The 17,558-nt window shown below is 63.3% G+C and carries 17 protein-coding genes; 6 read left to right on the top strand and 11 right to left on the bottom strand.

Annotated elements, in window-relative coordinates; translation table 11 throughout:
* Positions 1 to 50: 50 nt before the first annotated feature.
* A complete protein-coding gene (phaR, locus tag P353_RS11740) occupies positions 51 to 596 on the bottom strand; it encodes a polyhydroxyalkanoate synthesis repressor PhaR (RefSeq protein WP_034369380.1) in 546 nt (181 codons plus the stop codon).
* 262 nt (positions 597 to 858) lie between these two features.
* Between phaR and P353_RS11735 the strand changes: the two genes are divergently transcribed.
* On the top strand, positions 859 to 1,350 hold the full coding sequence (locus P353_RS11735; RefSeq protein WP_034369378.1) for a hypothetical protein: 492 nt from the start codon (positions 859 to 861) through the stop codon (positions 1,348 to 1,350).
* A gap of 60 nt (positions 1,351 to 1,410) precedes the next feature.
* Here P353_RS11735 and murB read toward each other — a convergent pair whose 3' ends face one another.
* Positions 1,411 to 2,508, bottom strand: coding sequence for a UDP-N-acetylmuramate dehydrogenase (gene murB / locus P353_RS11730; RefSeq protein WP_034369374.1), 1,098 nt, complete (start codon positions 2,506 to 2,508; stop codon positions 1,411 to 1,413).
* A gap of 103 nt (positions 2,509 to 2,611) precedes the next feature.
* Between murB and P353_RS11725 the strand changes: the two genes are divergently transcribed.
* The 3 genes from P353_RS11725 (at position 2,612) to P353_RS11715 (ending at position 4,870) form a co-directional block, all read left to right on the top strand.
* Positions 2,612 to 3,097, top strand: coding sequence for a YajQ family cyclic di-GMP-binding protein (locus P353_RS11725; protein ID WP_003063225.1), 486 nt, complete (start codon positions 2,612 to 2,614; stop codon positions 3,095 to 3,097).
* 135 nt (positions 3,098 to 3,232) lie between these two features.
* Positions 3,233 to 3,862 carry a retropepsin-like aspartic protease family protein gene (locus P353_RS11720; protein ID WP_034369943.1) on the top strand — a complete coding sequence of 210 codons (630 nt, stop codon included), beginning with the start codon at positions 3,233 to 3,235 and terminating at the stop codon, positions 3,860 to 3,862.
* Positions 3,863 to 3,877: 15 nt separating this feature from the next.
* Positions 3,878 to 4,870 carry an HD-GYP domain-containing protein gene (locus P353_RS11715; protein WP_034369369.1) on the top strand — a complete coding sequence of 331 codons (993 nt, stop codon included), beginning with the start codon at positions 3,878 to 3,880 and terminating at the stop codon, positions 4,868 to 4,870.
* Positions 4,871 to 4,895: 25 nt separating this feature from the next.
* Here the strand turns inward: P353_RS11715 and P353_RS11710 are convergent, their stop codons facing one another.
* From P353_RS11710 to P353_RS11680, 7 genes are all read right to left on the bottom strand, one after another.
* A complete protein-coding gene (locus P353_RS11710; RefSeq protein WP_034369366.1) occupies positions 4,896 to 6,632 on the bottom strand; it encodes an NAD(P)-binding protein in 1,737 nt (578 codons plus the stop codon).
* The gene (locus tag P353_RS11705) at positions 6,632 to 8,182 is read right to left on the bottom strand and encodes a polyamine aminopropyltransferase (RefSeq protein WP_034369363.1); all 1,551 of its coding nucleotides are present in this window, start codon (positions 8,180 to 8,182) and stop codon (positions 6,632 to 6,634) included. Before P353_RS11705 ends, P353_RS11710 begins: the two co-directional genes overlap by 1 nt.
* 166 nt (positions 8,183 to 8,348) lie before the next feature.
* Positions 8,349 to 8,564 carry a DUF350 domain-containing protein gene (locus tag P353_RS11700; RefSeq protein ID WP_003056416.1) on the bottom strand — a complete coding sequence of 72 codons (216 nt, stop codon included), beginning with the start codon at positions 8,562 to 8,564 and terminating at the stop codon, positions 8,349 to 8,351.
* A 29-nt stretch (positions 8,565 to 8,593) separates the two neighbouring features.
* On the bottom strand, positions 8,594 to 10,120 hold the full coding sequence (locus tag P353_RS11695; RefSeq protein WP_034369361.1) for a DUF4178 domain-containing protein: 1,527 nt from the start codon (positions 10,118 to 10,120) through the stop codon (positions 8,594 to 8,596).
* A gap of 80 nt (positions 10,121 to 10,200) precedes the next feature.
* Positions 10,201 to 10,887, bottom strand: a complete 687-nt coding sequence (plsY, locus tag P353_RS11690) for a glycerol-3-phosphate 1-O-acyltransferase PlsY (protein WP_034369358.1) — start codon at positions 10,885 to 10,887, stop codon at positions 10,201 to 10,203.
* A gap of 194 nt (positions 10,888 to 11,081) precedes the next feature.
* Complete coding sequence (gene ybaK / locus P353_RS11685) at positions 11,082 to 11,582, bottom strand: Cys-tRNA(Pro) deacylase (protein WP_034369356.1); 501 nt, start codon at positions 11,580 to 11,582, stop codon at positions 11,082 to 11,084.
* A gap of 69 nt (positions 11,583 to 11,651) precedes the next feature.
* On the bottom strand, positions 11,652 to 12,713 hold the full coding sequence (locus P353_RS11680; protein WP_034369353.1) for an aldo/keto reductase: 1,062 nt from the start codon (positions 12,711 to 12,713) through the stop codon (positions 11,652 to 11,654).
* A 157-nt stretch (positions 12,714 to 12,870) separates the two neighbouring features.
* Between P353_RS11680 and P353_RS11675 the strand changes: the two genes are divergently transcribed.
* Positions 12,871 to 13,851, top strand: a complete 981-nt coding sequence (locus P353_RS11675; RefSeq protein WP_034369352.1) for an alpha/beta fold hydrolase — start codon at positions 12,871 to 12,873, stop codon at positions 13,849 to 13,851.
* 132 nt (positions 13,852 to 13,983) lie between these two features.
* Here P353_RS11675 and P353_RS11670 read toward each other — a convergent pair whose 3' ends face one another.
* Positions 13,984 to 16,599, bottom strand: coding sequence for a penicillin acylase family protein (locus P353_RS11670; protein ID WP_232776428.1), 2,616 nt, complete (start codon positions 16,597 to 16,599; stop codon positions 13,984 to 13,986).
* 193 nt (positions 16,600 to 16,792) lie between these two features.
* Between P353_RS11670 and P353_RS11665 the strand changes: the two genes are divergently transcribed.
* Complete coding sequence (locus tag P353_RS11665; RefSeq protein WP_034369346.1) at positions 16,793 to 17,185, top strand: hypothetical protein; 393 nt, start codon at positions 16,793 to 16,795, stop codon at positions 17,183 to 17,185.
* A 35-nt stretch (positions 17,186 to 17,220) separates the two neighbouring features.
* Here the strand turns inward: P353_RS11665 and P353_RS11660 are convergent, their stop codons facing one another.
* Positions 17,221 to 17,469 (bottom strand): hypothetical protein, encoded by a 249-nt coding sequence (locus tag P353_RS11660; RefSeq protein WP_034369343.1) that lies wholly within the window; start codon positions 17,467 to 17,469, stop codon positions 17,221 to 17,223.
* Positions 17,470 to 17,558 lie beyond the last annotated feature (89 nt).

The following is a 17,558-nucleotide window of genomic DNA, read 5'->3' as shown; positions in this document are numbered from 1 at the left end:
CAGACAAAAAAAAGCGGGCCATTGGCCCGCTTGGGAAAAGCAGATTTCGTTCAGCGCTTGATGCCGAACACACCCAACATCTGTTCCGTCTGCTTTTGCATCTGCTCCTGCATCTGGGTGAACATGTTCTGGGACTGCTCCATATAGCTGCCCATCAAACCCTGCATGGCTTGAGGCTGCATGCTCATGAACTGCTTCCAGGCCTCGGGGTTCATACCCTGGGGCTGGCCCGCCAGCTTGCTCTGGAAGTCCGTGAACATCTGCACATTCTTTTCGATGTAGCTCCCCATGAAGCCCTGCATGGCATGTCCATAGAAGCGAATGATGTTGCCCAGCATGGCCTCGGAGAACATGGGGGCCCCACCCGCTTCTTCCTCCAAAATGATCTGCAGCAGGATGGAACGCGTCAGGTCTTCATTGGTCTTGGCATCCCTGATGACCACCGGCTCGCTATCCATGACCAGTTGCTTGACCTCGGCCAGCGTGATGTATGAAGAGGTATTGGTGTCGTAGAGGCGACGATTGGGATACTTCTTGATGATTCGCTGGCGCCCCGCCTGGACATCACCCTCTTTGCCCTCTTTGTTTTCTTGCATCGCAAGTCCTTTATGTTCTGGGGGTCGGCCCCGTCGTCAATTGAGCTATTGCAGTGCAACAGATTTTAGGCAGTGCACAAGCCTCATCGGCAAGCAGTAACCCTGACACCCCAGCTTGTCCGTGCTGCAACAAAGTCGCACCACCGTCACAGCCAGCATCAGGTCTTTGCCATTTATTCACAAAAAACAGTTTGCCGTCTATCGAAATCAAGCTTGCAGAAGGTTTACAGTGCCTGTCGTTGTTTGACGAAAGGCTCAACGGATGATTACCACCAAAACACGCAATGCTGTTTGTCTGACCGCCCTGCTGGCTGCTGCCGGCTTCATGACTGCAGCACAGGCCCAGCCCGATGCTGCTGCGACCGATGCCGCCAAGGCCGCTGCACCGCAGGCTGCTCCCGCAACTCAGGCAGCCCCTGCCAACGTGGACGCCGCTGCCGCAGACGCCGCATTGCGCAAGCGCCTGCAGGCAGTTGTCGCAGCCATGGACGGCAAGTCCAAGCTGGCTGCCAACAATTTCAACGAGGAGTTCCTCAAGAACTCCCCCATCGACACCGTGCAGAAAGCCCTGGACTCCGTGCGCACCGGCGTCGGTAGCTGCCAGACAGTTGGCCGCATGGAGAGCTCCACACCTTTGGCCACCAGCGTGCTGCTGAGCTGCACCAAGGGCTTTGTGCCCATGGAACTGGCGGTCGAGCCCAAGGCTCCTTACCGTATTTCCGGCATTTTGCTGCGCCCGGCATTCTGGAAATAAGCCGTTGCAGCTCTCAAAAATGGAGCCCAAGGGCTCCATTTTTTGTGGGTTCTCGCAAACTCAGATCACCACTGGTTCGGGTTCCAGGCGAATGCCAAAGCGTTCATAGACACTGGTCTGAATCGCCCCCGCAAGCGTCATCACCTCGCCGCCGGTCACGCTGGCGTCAATGCTGTGGCGATCTCCTCGGTTGACCAGTACCAGCGCCTGCTTGTCGTAGACACCCGCCCGGCCCATGGTCTTGCCTTTCCAGCCGCAGGCATCGATCAGCCAGCCGGCCGCCAGCTTGATGGAGCCGTCATCCATGGGATAGTGAACAATCTTGGGCTCGCGCGCGATGATGTCCGCGCATTGCTCGGTCGTCACCGTGGGGTTCTTGAAAAAGCTGCCCGCATTGCCAATGACTTCGGGGTCCGGCAGCTTGGCACGACGAATTTCGCAGACCCATTCAAAGATCTGCTGTGCGCTCGGCTGCTCTACGCCTTTTTCCGCCTGCTTGCGCTGCAGGTCGAGATAGCCCAGGTCCGGTTGCCAGCTCTTGGGCAGCGCCAGACGCACCCGGCAGATCACCGCCCGTCCCTTGAGGCCCAGGCCACGAGGGACAGCGGTCGAACCCGTCACGGGCCAGTACTTGGGCTGAGCAGGTGCATGCTTGAACACCGAGTCACGGTAACCGAAGGCACATTGCGCAGCATTGAGGCTGAACTGCTCGCCGGTGACCAGATCGATCGCGTCCAGGGAGTCAAAGCGATCCTGCAGCTCCAGACCGTAAGCGCCGATGTTCTGCACTGGGGCCGCGCCTACCGTGCCTGGAATCAGGGCCATGTTTTCAAGGCCTGTATAGCCCTGGGCCAGCGTCCATGCCACCATGTCATGCCAGCGCTCGCCCGCCCCGATCTCGACAATCCAGTGCTTGTCGGTTTCGCGCAGCAGCCGCATGCCCATGATCTCCATCTTGAGCACCACGGGGGCCACGTCGCCCGTGAGCACCACATTGCTGCCACCGCCAAGGACGAACACAGGCTGCCGTCCCCATAGCGGGTCGGCGAGAAACTGGCGGATATCGTCCTGGCTACGAATGCGCACCAACGTTTCGGCGCGCGCGGCAATGCCAAAGGTGTTGCAATGCTGCAGGGGAACATTTTTCTCGACTAACATCCATCCAATTGTCGCACTGCGCCTGCTCTGCTGCTGGCAAGCAGCTCATCACGGCCCGGCGCACTGTGGCTGTTTACCGCTCTGATACTGATAGGAATTACACATGCCTTCTTTTGACACTGTTTGCGAAGCCGATTTCGTCGAAGTGAAGAACGCCGTTGACAACGCCACCAAGGAAATTGGCACCCGTTTCGACTTCAAGGGCACATCGGCCGCCGTCGAACTCAAGGACAAGGAAATCACCATTTACGGCGATGCCGAGTTCCAGCTGCAGCAAGTCGAAGACCTGCTGCGCAACAAGCTGACCAAGCGCAATGTGGACGTGCGCTTCCTGGACATCCAGAAGGCACAGAAGATTGGCGGCGACAAGGTCAAGCAGCTCATCAAGGTCAAGAACGGCATCGAGTCCGAGCTGGCCAAGAAGATCCAGAAGCTGATGAAGGAAAGCAAACTCAAGGTGCAGGCTGCCATTCAGGAGGAGAAGGTCCGCATCACCGGAGCCAAGCGTGACGATCTGCAGGCGGCCATGGCATTGATCCGCAAGGATCTGGCCGACCACCCTCTGTCGTTCAACAACTTCCGCGATTGAATGAAGCCCCCCCTGCGCAGCTCCGCTGCTTCCCCTTCTCTCGCCCTGCGGGATGGAGACGAGGCCGTTGCCGCAGGGCGACGCGGCCAGCGCAGGCTCTTGCCTGGCGTCTCTCGCCTGCGTCGCGTGGGGCTCATGCTTTCAGTCGCTGTGGCCTCCAGCGGCGCCTTTGGACAGTCCGTTGCCCTGACCGGCGTGCTGGGCAGCAAGGCCTTGCTGGTCATTGATGGCAGCGCCCCCAAAGCGCTGGCCGTCAACGAAAGCCACAAGGACGTGCGCCTGCTGCAAGTCAGCGGCGACTCAGCCGTGGTGGATATCAAGGGCCAGCGCCAGACTGTGCACCTGGGAGCAGCTCCGGTCAGCGTAGGCAGTCGGGGCGGCATTGGTGGTGCCGCGCGCTCGGGCCGGCTGGTTCTGATCGCCGACTCGCGCGGCCATTTCATCGATCGTGGCTATATCAATGGCAAAACCATGCAGTACATGGTGGACACCGGCGCCAGCACCATTGCCATAGGCCGAGCCGATGCCGATCGCATGGGCCTGCCCTATGAGCAGGGTGCCCCCATTCTGATGCGCACTGCCAACGGCACTGCCCAAGGCTGGCGCATCAAGCTCGACAGCGTCAAACTGGGCGAAATGGAGGTCTACGACATAGAGGCCGTCGTCGCCCCCCAGTCCATGCCCTATGTGCTGCTGGGCAACAGTCTGCTGACCCGGTTTCAGATGACCCGCAAGGGCAATGAGATGGTTCTGGAAAAGAACTGAACCCGCCTCTCGCCCATGCACGCACGCTACGACGACCCCTATGAAGACCTGCTGGGCCTATGGTCGGATCTGGAGGCCGCACTCGCGGTTTTGCTGACCGAGCCGCTGCGCATTCCCGGCTTTGCCATCAAGCTGCATCAGCTTGATCTATGGTTGCAAGACCTCATCACGCAGGACAGCGATGCCGCGCTGTATCTGATGTTTCAGCGTGCCAGCTCGACAACCGTGGGCTACAGCCCGTCTCACGCCGTGGTCTGCGCAGGCCTGTGCCATATCCTTGCCAAGGAGCTTGACCTGCCTCAATCCGAGCGCGACACGCTGATCCGGGCCGCTCTGACCATGAACATCGGCATGACCGTGCTGCAAAACCAGCTGGCCGAGCAACGCACACCGCTAAGCAGCCAGCAGGCCGAAGCCGTCAAGCAGCACCCCACAGAGGGCCGCCTGATGCTGGAGAGGCTAATGGTGCGTGAGCCGCTCTGGCTGGACAGCGTGCAGTACCACCATGTGGTGCTGCAGCCCGCGCCGCTGGCACAGTTGCAGCCGCTGGAGCGTCTGGTACGCATTCTGGGCACGGTAGACCGTTATGCAGCCCTGATCAGCCCGCGCAAGACCCGTAGCGGCCGCTCGGCCACCGAGTCTCTGCAAGTGCTGCAGCAGGGCGGTCAATACGCCGATGAGGTCAAGCAGGCCTTGATCGATGTCGTGGGCCTGTACCCGCCCGGCACCTATGTACAGCTGGACAATGGCGAGGTGGCAGTCGTGCTGCGCCGAGGCAAAACCCTTGAAGAGCCCCAGATTGCCAGCGTGATCGACCGCGACGGCCACAGCATGTACCCGCCCATCTGGCATCTGGACGGGCGCAGGCCGGCCATCACCTCCGCGCTGGCCCGTTCGTCGCTGACGCTGGATCTGGACCTGCGCTCCATGGCACAGCTGGGCATTCACAGTGCACGCGGCAATGCCGAGCTGTACCGCATGGTGAAGCTGCCAGGCAGCAGGCGCTGACTCTTTCCAAGAGCCGGTTGACGTTCTAGACGCCCTGCGCCGCCATCAACCCTGCATGGTGGCCACGCGTGAACGCCTCTTCCAGCACCGAATAGCCGGCCCAGTCCGAATGCGCAAAGCTCAGGCGCGCCGTCGCAGGCGTGGGCAGGCCCTGCACTCGCTCCCCATTCAATAGCAGATTGCGCCTGCTGGAACTGAACTTGACGGCTATTTCGCTCAATATCTGCTGATCGCCAGGGCGCGGAATCGCCATCGCATGGCCATAGCGAGTGATTTCCATGCGTGTGGCATGCTGCAGCAAGTCTGGGTGCGGCTCGCTCAGCGTGTTCACGACGCGCTCGCGCCAGAAGGCAAACGGCTGCTGCATCAATTGCCTGCGTCCATCGGCCCAGTCACCCAGCGCCTGGTAGTAACTCAGCACCGTGGGCTGGCTGCGGATGCGGTCCAGCCGCTGATTGCCCGCATCCACATAGCCCAGCCCACCCGCATTGCCATCGCGATACAGCACATTGTCCCAGGCGGGCTCGGCGCCAGGGTAGTCGGCCAGCGGTCGGTCGATATGGATGTTCGCCACCAGCCAGGGGGCCCAGTCCAGGCGAGCCGCTACGACACGCAGAAAATCGGGCGCATTGCGCAGCACTCTTGCGGCAACAAAGCTGGGCAGCGCCACCACGCAATGGCGCGCCAGCCAGCGTTCGTGCTGCTGGCGGCCATGGTGATAAACCTCGATCTGCACGCTGCCCGCATCCTCGGTGACGGCGAGCACGCTGCAATCGGTCTGCAGCTGCGTGGCTTTCAGCCCCGCCACCAGTTGCTGCGCCAGCCAGCCATTGCCCTGGGGCCAGGTCAGCACCTGCTCGCCGTCCGCTTCGCTCTCATGCTCGGACTGCGGACGCGGCGCGTGAAAACCATGGCGGCTGGCGAAATAGTGAATCCCGGCCCAGGCCGAGACGCGACTCAGACCGGCACCGAAATCATCCCGGCAGCTGTAGTCCAGATACCAGAGCAGACGCTCGTCATCGAGGCCCTGCGCCGCCAGCCATTGATCGAAGCGCTGCGCATCGAGCACGGCATGAGAGGCAGGCAGACCCGCTTGGCGCTGCCAGACACGGATCGATGGCATGGCAAAGGCCGCCGCCCGAGCCGCTGCCTCGACCTGCTTTTCAAACAGCGCATATTGCTCCAGCGTGCGCTGGCTCACGCCCTGCACGGGCAGCAGTCCCTCATGCCAGCCGCCCTGCCAGTACAGGCGCTCCTGCGGGCTGTGGCAGAGATAGCGCTCGTCGTAGCGCCAGCGGCCCGCCAAGCGCTGGCGCACGCCCAGCTCCTCCAGCCAGTCCTGCACCTCATGGGCATCGTCTCCGGGCACGGGCAGATAGTGCGCGCCCAAGGGGCAGGCAATGCCCTTGAGCTGCCCAGCCTGGCTGTTGCCTCCCATGGCGGCCTGGGTATCGAGCAAGGCTGCGCCCTGAACGCCCGCCAGCTCCAACGCGCGCGCCGCTGCCAGCCCGGCCATGCCCCCGCCCACAATCACGACCGGCGCCCGGTGCACCACCGCAGGTGGGGGCAGCTCCAGCCCTTGCGCCAGGCGCTGCCAGAAAGGGCGCAGGCCATGACCGCGCTCCAGCGCCACGCCGCTGAAGCCGCCTGGCAGATCTTCCAGCCTGGGCGCTGGCTGCTTGCAGCCGGCCAGGCCCGCTGCGCCCAAAGCGCCAGCGGCCGCCAGCCCGAGCCAGTCGCGCCGCTTCAGATCGGACCGCATCAATGCTCCACCTTGCCCCACTCGCGCTCATAGGTGTTGACCAGCACCTGATTGGACAGGCGATTCACCTCGGTCGGCACGCGCGCCATATCGAGAGGGAAGTCAAACATCAGGCGCAGCGTGGGCAGGGTCAGAAAACGCATGCCGGCGGGCAAGGCCTCGGGCTCGCGCCAGGGACGGTGGCTGGCCAGCACAAAGCCCCATTCGCCAAAACTGGGCACATGCACGTGATAGGGCCTTGCCGTCAGAGCCACGGACTCCACGGTCTGTACCACGGTCCAGAAGCTCTGGCGCGCAATCAGCGGCGAGGTGGTCTGAATCACGGCATAGCCACTGGCTGCCAGACGCTTGTCCAGCAACGAATAAAAACTGTTGGTGAACAACTTGCCAATGGCGAAATTGGTGGGATCGGGAAAGTCCACCACGATCACATCGAAAGTCTCCGCGCTTTGCTGCAGCCAGTGAAACGCATCGGTATTGACAATGCTCACGCGGGCGTCGTTGAGCGCATTGCCATTGAGCGCCGTCATCATGGCATTGCTCTTGAACAGATCAGTCATGGCCGGGTCCAGCTCCACCAGCACCACGGACTCCACGCCCGGGTACTTGAGCACCTCACGCACGGCCATGCCGTCGCCGCCGCCCAGCACCGCCACCTTCTTCGGTGCACCATGTGCGGCCATGGCGGGGTGGACCAGCGCTTCGTGATAGCGGTACTCGTCGCTCTGGGCAAACTGCAGATTGCCGTTCAGGTACAGCCGCGCGCCCTGGCGTCCCTGGGTCACAACGATGCGCTGATAGGGCGAGCTGCTGGAGAGCACGATGCGGTCCTGGTAGAAATGATCGTCGGCCAGCCGGGTCAGCTGATCCGCGCCCGCGATGCCGCCGCCCAGGGCCAGCAGCACCAGCGCGCAGGCCCAGGAATGGGCTCGCAGATTGCGCAGCTCATGCTTGAACAGCACCAGGGCCCAGACGGCGATGGCCGCATTCATGAAGCCGAACAGCAGACCTGTGCGCACCAGGCCCAGCTTGGGCACCAGCACGATGGGAAACGCCAGCGACACAGCCAGGGCCCCCAGATAGTCGAAGGTCAGCACCTTGGAGACCAGATCCTTGAGCGATGCATTGCGCTTCAAGATGCGCATCACCAGCGGGATCTCCAGCCCCACCAGCGTGCCCACGACCATCACCATGCCGTAGAGCAGAAAGCGGAACGCGCCCGGCGCATAGGCATTGGCCAAGAACAGCACGGCCGGCAAGGCACCGCCGACCAGCGCCACCATCAGCTCCACACGCAGAAAATGCGCAGGCAGTTGATCTTCGAAATAGCGCGACAGCCACGAGCCTATGCCCATGGCAAACAGGTAGGTGCCGATGATGGTGGAGAACTGCAGCACCGAATCGCCGAGCAGATAGGACGCCAGCGCGCCGGCCGCCAGCTCGTAGAGCAGGCCGCAGGCCGCGATCACGAAGACGCTGGCCAGCAGCGCCACATCAATGGGCCTAGGCCCCTGGCCAGCGCTATGCTCCTTGGCCACCATCGAAGTCATCTAATTCCTTTAACCGTAAAACAGGCGCGCGCCGTCCTCTGCCTGCCAGGGACAGCGAGCAAGGGCCTGGGCGGCCCCGCCGCCCCGCAGCGAAGCTGTCGTCCCCCTCCCCTAGCGCCCAGCGCGTCAAGAGAGGGGGAAGGCGCGCCGCGCCTCAGGGGGAGCCTCAATGTATCGCCGCAGCGACGATGATGCTGATGCCCAGGCACATGGCGGCCACCACCATGGCCAGCGCCTTGTTGTGCTTCTCCACGATCTCGGCCCACATGTCCACGGGCGTGATCTTGTCGATGATGATGAAGCACAGCCAGAACACCACCACGCCCACCAGGGCGTAGATGATGGAGCCGAAGAAGTTCTGGGGGTTGAACCAGTCAAACATGATCTGTCTCCTCGAATGAGATAGGGGTGCTATTTGTGGCTTCCGCCGGAGGTATAGCCGCCATAGGAGCCGCTGCTGGAGCGGCTGTAGCTGCAATTGGGGTCGGTGCGCGGGTCGCAGTTGGGGCTGGACATGCAGGCACGCAGGAACGGCAGGATGAACAGCAGCAGGAACAACCAGAACAGAATCGTGCCCCAGCTGAAGCCGCTGCCCGACAGCGGACTGACCTGGGAGCGGTCCTTGAGCTTGGCCACGCCGAACGCCTTGGCCACCGTCTCAGCCGAAACGCGCTGGCCATGGGTCCAGGTCGTTTCCTGGTTGGCAGTCTCCAGCGCCAGCGTGGACTGCTTGCCTCCATTGGCAAAGTCCACATTGCTGGACTTGGCTCCCTTGAAGACGGGCCAGTAGAACTCGCCCTCGGCATATTCCGTCTCGGCCAGATAGGCGTAGTCGCGCTGATATTTGCGCTGCAGATAGGTGGCAGTGGCGCCGTTCTTGCTGAGCTTGGGTGCGCCCGTGATGACGCGAGCCGTGCTCCAGCCGTCTTCCGAATCGACGATGAACGAAAAGCCCGCCTTCTTGTTGTAGAGCAGGTACTCGTCCCAGGTGAAGCTGTCGTCCTCATCCTCACCCAGACCACGCCCGCTGCGCCTTTGAAAGCCCACGACCTGCCATTTCAGGCCATCGAGCGTGCCTTCGCTGCCCAGCGCGATCAGAGGCTTGACCTTTCGGCGCTGCTCGGCATAGCTCAGCTCCGCCCCCATGCCCTTGGACATGTCGATCAGGCTGCCGCAACTGGGGCAGCTCAGGGCCTTGGTGGTGTCAAAGCGCACGGGCACCACGGCACCGCACTTGGGACAGTTGAAGTGGCGACCCTGGGCTTTTTGCTGGGCGCTGCTGCGCAGTCCCTGCATCTGCAAAGCCTCCAGCGCCACGGCAGCCCCCAGGCTGAAGGCCGGTGTCTTGTCGCTGAAGTCGATGGAGAGGATCTGGTTCTTGTCGCTGCGCAGCTCCACCAGCTTGAAACTCTTGCCCAGCTGGGGCAGCTGGGGCAGCTCGCCCTGGGCCGCCATCAGCTGCGCATCCTGAATGCTGGTGACGGTGAAGGATTCAGTGCCGGCCTGGAGCTCGCGACCCATGCGCCATTCGCGCTGCTGGAACTCTTTCACGTTCCAGCCCGGCGGCTGCCAGTTCACGGCAAAGACAAAGCTGCCGTTGTCCTCGCTCAGCCAGGCCAGCTCGCCGTTGCTGAGCGCAGCCACCCATTCCGACCAGTTGCCGGCCGCGCTTTTGTACTGCGCGCGGCCCACGACGGTAAAGGGCTCGGGCTTGCCGTTGCGCTTGACCATGCCCGAGGCACCCAGCTGCAGCGGGCTGTAGTCCTCGAACACCTCGGCCATGGAGCCGATGCGCTTGAGCGTCTCGCCATCACGCAGCACGGTGCTGCGGCAGAACTCGCAGACGGCAAAGCTCGATTGCGCACTGGCGAAGTGGACCGGCGCGCCACAACCAGGACAGGGAGCGCTGTAGTCGCGCTGCGATGGGCTGGAAGCCATATCTTTTTGCTATTAAATTAAGAGCTTGCGCTTATATATATAGGGTCTGGCGACCCTCATGGACTATCTGCGCAAGCGTCCTAGCGATGCTTGCTCTTGCTGCTCTTGCGGGCCCCGCCCTCTGCAGGCTTGGAGCCGTCGGTCTTTTTCTGCCCCAGCCTGGATTCCTTGCCCGCAATCAGGCGCTGGATGTTTTCGCGATGACGCCAGACCAGCAAAATCGCCATCACGACAATCGCGGCAGTGATGGGCGTTTCCGCATCCCAGACAACGCCGCTGCACAGCACGTAGTACACGGGTGCGAACACCGAGGCCACCAGCGCAGCCAGGGAGGAATAGCGGAAGAACACGGCCACGATGACCCAGGTCAGCGCCGTCGCCAGACCCAGCCAGCCGCTGATGCCCAGCAGCACGCCCAGCGCCGTGGCCACGCCCTTGCCGCCCTTGAAGCCAAAGAACACCGGATACAGATGGCCCAGGAAAGCGGCCAGACCGGCCAGTGCCACCGTGCTGTCGCCCAGACCGAACGGCTCGCCGAAGGCCTTGACCAGCACCACGGGCACCAGGCCCTTGAGCGCATCCAGCAGCAGCGTGACAGCCGCAGCCGCCTTGCTGCCCGAGCGCAGCACATTGGTGGCGCCGGGGTTGCCGCTGCCATAGGTACGCGGGTCGTTCAGGCCCATGACGCGGCTGACGATGACGGCAAAGGACAGCGAACCAATCAGATAGGCCGCGATGACGGCGATAACGGGATAGAGGGCGTTCAAAGGAATTCCTCGGCCAGAGACTGGCCCTTAGGCCCGCCAACCAAAGTCGACGGAGCCGATTGTTGTCACGACTTACGCAAGCTAGGACCGTGCATGCTGTCTTGTCGATAGCAATGCCGTTGCAGATTCTTGATTGCGTATGTTTTAGTTGTTTGCTTTTTTGCCAGTCGGCGTCTGCCCCGGCTGACCAGCCCCTATTCTGCCAGCGCGCAGTGCACCGGCCGGGCATCGAGCAACCGGGTGCAGACCTCGGGGGCCAGTTGCACCAGATAGCCGCGCCGCCCGCCGTTGATGGCGATGCGTGGCAGCGCGAGTATGGTTTCCTCGATATAGACCGGCATTTCGCGTTTGGTGCCGAAGGGCGAGGTGCCGCCCACCAGATAGCCGCTGTGGCGGTTGGCCACCTCGGGCTTGCAAGGCTCCACGCTCTTGGCCCCGATCTGGCGCGCCAGGTTCTTGGTCGATACCTTGCAATCGCCATGCATGAGCACGATCAGCGGCCTGGCATCCTGATCCTGCATCACCAGGGTCTTGACGACCGCATGCTCGTCCAGCCCCAGCTGACGCGCCGACTCCTCGGTGCCGCCATGCTCCACATAGTCATAAGGGTGCTCGGTGAACTCCACCTTGTGGGCCTTGAGCATCTGCGTGGCCGGCGTCTCGCTGACATGGGTGTTTTTGTCTTTTTTTGCCATGATTCAATTTTGATAGCTTCCAGCCCATGAACTACATGGGATAGCAGCCATTCTCCCTCAATAAATCGATCAGATTGCCGGGTCGCGCATCTCCCAGCGGATGGCATCGATTTCGGCCAGCAGCTCGGCAGGCAGCTGCGTGCCCCAGGCGTCGAGATCCTCGTCAAGCTGGGCCACCGAGGTCACACCGATGATGGTGCTGGCCACCTGCCACTTGGTGTAGCAAAAGGCCAATGCCAGCTGCGTGGGAGTGAGGCCGTGCTCGCGCGCCAGCGCGTTGTAGCGGCGCGCGGCGGCCAGCGCATCGGGGCGGCCCCAGCGCTGCCTCTGCACGGATTCATATCTGGCGATGCGTGCCTGCTTGGGAGCGCCCTCCTCGGTCGGCGCAAACTGGTCGAACTTTCCCGTCAGCAGGCCGAAAGCCAGCGGCGAATAGGCCAGCAGTGAGACATCGAGGCGGTGACAGGTTTCGTCCAGCCCGTTCTCATAGCTGCGGTTGACCAGGCAGTAAGGGTTCTGGATCGCCGCCACGCGCGGCAGTCCGTGCTGCTCGGCCAGGCGCACAAACTCGTGCACGCCGTAAGGCGTCTCGTTGGACAGGCCGATATGGCGGATCTTGCCCTGCTTGACCAGGCCGGCCAGCGCCTGCAGTTGCTCGTGGATGGGCGTGAGCGAGCTTTCTTTCTTCGGGTCGTAGTACATGGTGCCGAAGGCCGGCACATGGCGCTCGGGCCAGTGAATCTGGTAGAGGTCGATCACCTCGGTCTGCAGACGCTCAAGGCTGGCGTCGCAGGAGCGCACGATATCCTGGGCCGACATGCCAGAGCCTTCACGGATCCAGGGCATGCCGCGCGATGGACCGGCCACCTTGCTGGCCAGCGTGATCTGCTCGCGCATGCCGGGGCGGGCCTTGAGCCAGCGGCCGATGATGGATTCCGTCGCGCCAAAGGTGGCCTCACGGGCGGGCACGGCATACATCTCGGCCGTATCGAAGAAATCCACGCCACGCTCCACGGCTCGATCCATGATGCGCCAGGCTTGAGCCTCATCGACCTGCTCGCCGAATGTCATGGTGCCCAGACAGATGGGGGTGACGCGCAGATCGCTCTGTCCCAGAGCAACGGGATTCATGGAAAGACGGGAAGTGGATGCAGCAAAAGTCATGCTTCCAAGTTTAGAGCCTGACAGTACAAGATCAGGGCAGACGCCTTGATTTTGCTGACACAGCTGTCCCGCGCACGACGGGCCATGCTGCAAGCGCAGCAATAATCAAAGCAACGGAGACACTATGACAACGCACAACCCCACGCAGACCGGCCAGCTCACCGATATCCCGCCCTATCAGCCTCGCCGCCAGTGGCGCTCGCAGATGCTGCCCGTGCGCAATATGCACTACCACCTGCGCAGCTGGGAGCCCGAGCCAGCTTCAGGAATCGATCCCGAGCTGCCCGTGCTGGTGCTGGCCCACGGCTGGATGGATGTGGCCGCCTCCTACCAGTTTGTGGTCGATGCCTTCAGCGACGCCTTTGTGCAGGGTCGCCGCATTCTTGCCCACGACTGGCGTGGCTTCGGCCTGAGCCGCAGCAACGAGCCCTGCGACAGCTATTACTTCACCGACTATCTGGCCGACCTGGACATGCTGCTGGAGCAGATCTCGCCCGATCAGCCCATTGACCTGGTCGGCCACAGCATGGGCGGCAATATCTCCTGCATGTATGCGGGCGCGCGACCCGAGCGCATACGCCGCTTTGTCAATCTGGAGGGCTTCGGCATGGCGCCCACAACGCCCGAGCAGGCCCCCACGCGTCTGGCCCAGTGGATGGATCAGCTACGCGAGCAGCGCGCGGGCGGCATGGGTCTCTCGGACTATGACAGCGTGGAGGCCGTTGCCAACCGGCTGCAGAAGACCAATCGCCGCCTGCCCCGCGACAAGGCACTGTGGCTGGCTCACCATTGGTCGGCCCCCGATGCCCAGGGCCGCTGGCATATTCTGGGCGACGCCGCGCACAAGCTCTCCAACCCCTATCTGTATCGCGTGGACGAGGCCCTGGCCTGCCTTGCCGCCATCACCGCGCCCACCTTGTCGGTCGAAGCCTCGGACGACAGCCTGGGCCAGTGGCATCAGGGCCGCTACACGCTGGAGCAATACCACGAGCGCATACGTCATATTCCCCAATGCGAGATCGCCCGCGTGCAGGACGCAGGCCATATGCTGCACCACGACCAGCCAGAGGCCGTGGCCGGCTTGATCGAGGATTTCCTGCGCTGAACGCCTGCGATTGCGACTGCTTTCATTCCTGCATCTGCTATTTATACAGGAGCTTGTAGCACATGAATTCATTGAGTTTCAGCATCTTTTATATCTGAAATCAATATATTAAAGTCGATGTAAGCTCACTTATTAATAGCTACCCACATCCTGACTGGCCTGCAACTCCAGCACATGGCGCCAGCGCCCCGGCTGCATCTGCAGCTTGCGATAGCGGCCGTCGGCCCATTCCCGGCTCATGTCCGCATAGCGGCCCGACAGCGCCAGCCCGCTCTGCCCGGTCTGGTAGATGAACTGCGAGGACTCCGGATCGCCCAGGTCGTAGATGGCGCGCAGCGAGGGCCCGTGGCGGCTGACAAAGCGCCCGCCCAGCGGGCCTTTGGCATCGGAGGGCGACGGGTTGGCGTTGTACTGCCCGACGTTGACGCTATAGGTGTCACCGCCCGAGGCCACGCTCACATTGAACACGCCGGCCAGCGCCGCCACCGAGCCCAGTGGCTTGTGCGCGCTGAGCGCCGGATGCGCCGTGCCCCAGCGCCACTGGCGCGGGTCCTGGCCATAGGCGGCCTGCAGCTTGTCAAGCGCGCGGGTCAGCGCTTGTCCTGCCTGTTGCTCGCAGCTCAGCGGCGCGCACCACCAGGCGTCATTGCGCGCCAGCATTCCCTCCAGCCCGGCGCGGAAGTCCCGCTTGCCGTAGCTCATGGCAAAGCGCTGCTCGCCAATGCGCGCAATCACCAGGGCGCGCGTCAGCTCGTCGGCCCAGACCGAGAAGATCAGCGGCTCGGGCCTGTCCCGCTCCATCTGTCCGTCAAAACCCGCCAGCAGCTGCTGCGCCTGCTCTGCCAGGGCGTGGCTCGATGGCGCCTTGCGCAGCACGGGCAGCAAGGCGCGGGTGGCCAGGGACTGCACATCGTTCTGAATCGCCGCCATGCTGGTCACGTCATGCTGGCTGCCGGCCGCCAGCAGTTGCTCTATGCGCTGGTGGCGATAGGGCAGGCTCCAGTCCTGGGTCAGAAAATGTGCATAGCCCGCTTCCGTCACGCGCTGGTTGGCCGTGGCCACAAAGCCGCGCGCAGCGCCATCGTCCTGCGGCGTCTGCTCGTAGCTCAGCCAGCCCTGCCAGTCATAGCGCGCCTGCCAGCCGGGTGCCGGTGCCACTCCGCGCAAGTCATTATCGGGCGCACGAAGCGGCACCCGGCCTGCGGCCTTGAAGCCGATATGTCCCTGCACATCGGCCGCCACAATGCTTTGCATGGGCGAGTGGTAGATGGAAAACGCCTCGAACAGTTCGGCCACGGTCTGCGCCCCGTTGGCTCTGAGGCCGGCCTCCACCGTACGGTTGTCCGTGTCCAGCGCCGCCCAGCGCAGGGCCAGTGCATAGCGGTCGGTGTTGATGACCTTGCCGTATTGCTGCTGCGCATCGCTGATCACGGGGCCGTGGCGCGTGCTGCGCAGCGTCACCCTGACATCGCCCTGGCCCTTGACCTTGAAGACTTCCTCGCGCACGGCAAAATTTTCCCAGCCTGTGGGCGTGCGGTACTGGCTGGCATCGGCCGGGTTGATCTGCTCCAGATACAGGTCCTGCACATCGGGGTTGGTGTTGGTAAAGCCCCAGGCCACCTGTGCCGTGCGGCCCAGCACCACGAAGGGCATGCCGGGCAAGGTGGCCCCTGTCACATCCAGCGCGCTCAGGGCGCTGCCGTCGCTGGCCCGCCCCTCTTGCGACTGAAGGCGCGCGAAGTACCAGATGGCCGGAGCGCTCAGGCCCAGATGCGGATCGTTGGCCAGCAAGGGCTTGCCGCTTTGGGTCTTGCTGCCGGCCACCACCCAGTTGTTGCTGCCCAGTCCGTCGTTGCTGCCCATGTCCCGCACCATGGCCAGCGCCCACTGGCGCAGCGCCCACTGGCGCAGTGCCGACTGCTGCAGTGCCGACTGCCGCAGCGCTGATTGAGTCTGCCCGGCCGGTGCCGAGACCTCGGGCTTGGCATCCGCCTCCCGGTAGACACCGAGCTGCCGGTACAGACTGGCGAGGTCCAGTGCCGTGGCGGGCTGCTCGCCCGGATAGGCCGGCATCAGCTGCCACAGCTGCTCGGTGCTCAGGACCTGCAGCAGATTCAGCCGCGCGAACTCGTTGCCCCAGTTGCCCCCCAGATCCAGCGCCATCATCAGCGCCCAGCCCACAGTGTCTTCCGGCTCCCAGCTCGATGGCCCTGCTGCTGCGGCCCTGGTGCCCAGCAGCAGGAACTCCGGCGCTGCAGCCTGCGAGGGCCTGGCGTAAAAGGCGGCAATGCCCTGGCTGTAGGCCTGCAGGGCCTCCTGCACAGAGAGCGGCAGCGCCGCGTACTGGCGACGCGCCGCGCCATGAATATCGAGAGCACGCATCAGCTTGTCCAGCTCCAGCGTGGCCGGCCCCAGAATCTCCGACAACCGCCCCTGCATGAGACGGCGGTTGAACTCCAGCTGCCAGCCGCGCTCCTGCGCATGGACAAAGCCCAGGGCCCGCCAGGCATCCTGGGGCGACCGGGCGCTGATATGCGTGACATCGGACTCGTCGCGCCTGACCCACACGCTGCGCTCAAGCCCGGCGAGGACCAGCTTGCCGTCCATGCGTGGCTGGGCCCGCACGCCATAGACCGCCAAGGCGGCCCCTGCCAGCAAAACCAGTCCGCAGGCCGCAGCCGCCAGATGCAGTGTGCGCCTGAGCCAGGGATGTGCAGAGGGCTCTGCCGCCGAAGTGATGTCTCCCATATCGCCTCTTGTCATGCGTCCGGTGCGCAACATCCACATGCTGATCGCGTCCAGCCATGGGCGACAATACCCGTTTGGGCCCCGGCCCGGTGTTAGGAAAACGACTTACGCAGATTCGGATCGGGCATGGCGCTTTGTAGGTAGGAATGCCCGTCGTGCCCCCTGTTTGCGTCAGTCCCAAGGAATTCAACGCATGTGGCCCTTCAGTCTGTTCAAGAAACTCAGCCAGGACCCGGCCGTGGGTCAGCCCCGGGGCGACTATATCGGCTGCTATCTGCTGGGCACGCATACCAGCGGGCGCGACGATGACATCAGCTATATCTCGCTGGCAACCACGCGCGAGCAGCTTGAGCTGGATGCACGCCAGTATCTGCAGGAGTTCCTGGAGCAGCATCCGCAGTTGACCGAAGCAGAGCGCCATGCCCTGCAGGATCTGCTGGAGCACTGGAATGCGCGCGCCGATGCCCATCTGGCCAAAGCAGCCGGCAAGCCTAGTCAGCCCCTGGCCGTGCAGGGCGGCAGCGAGCTGTTCCTGCGCACCGGCATGCGGGCGCGCAAAAAGGAAAAAGGCGTTTATCTGGAATAGGCGCCGGGGCGGCGGCTGCTGCCCGACGCCTGCCGCTACTGCGTGAAGTTCATGTCAAAGCCGGCCTCGGTCAGGCGCACCTCGTCGCCTTCGGCTTTCTCCAGCCAGCCCTTGCCGACGGCCCAGTCCAGCGCTGACTGGCGCTCTCCCTCGCCTATGCCGTGTCTTTGCAGGTCGGCAGCAAGCGCTTTCTCGCTCATTGCCTCGCCGGCACGCAAGCTTTGCTCCACCACCAGGATGTAGACCATCTTGTGGGCGGCTGTCTGAATGCTCTGTTCTGTCATGTGCAGGAGTCCTTTGGCCGCAAGGCCTTTGAATGCAGAAGACGACCAGGCGGGGGCCGGGCCGAAAGCCCTGCGCTTTCGCCAGAGCT

Source organism: Comamonas testosteroni (genome assembly GCF_000761245.1).
GTDB classification, from domain to species: domain Bacteria; phylum Pseudomonadota; class Gammaproteobacteria; order Burkholderiales; family Burkholderiaceae_C; genus Comamonas; species Comamonas testosteroni_C.
Note: the sequence above shows the minus strand (reverse complement) of the source record. Positions and strands in the feature narration are given on the sequence as shown.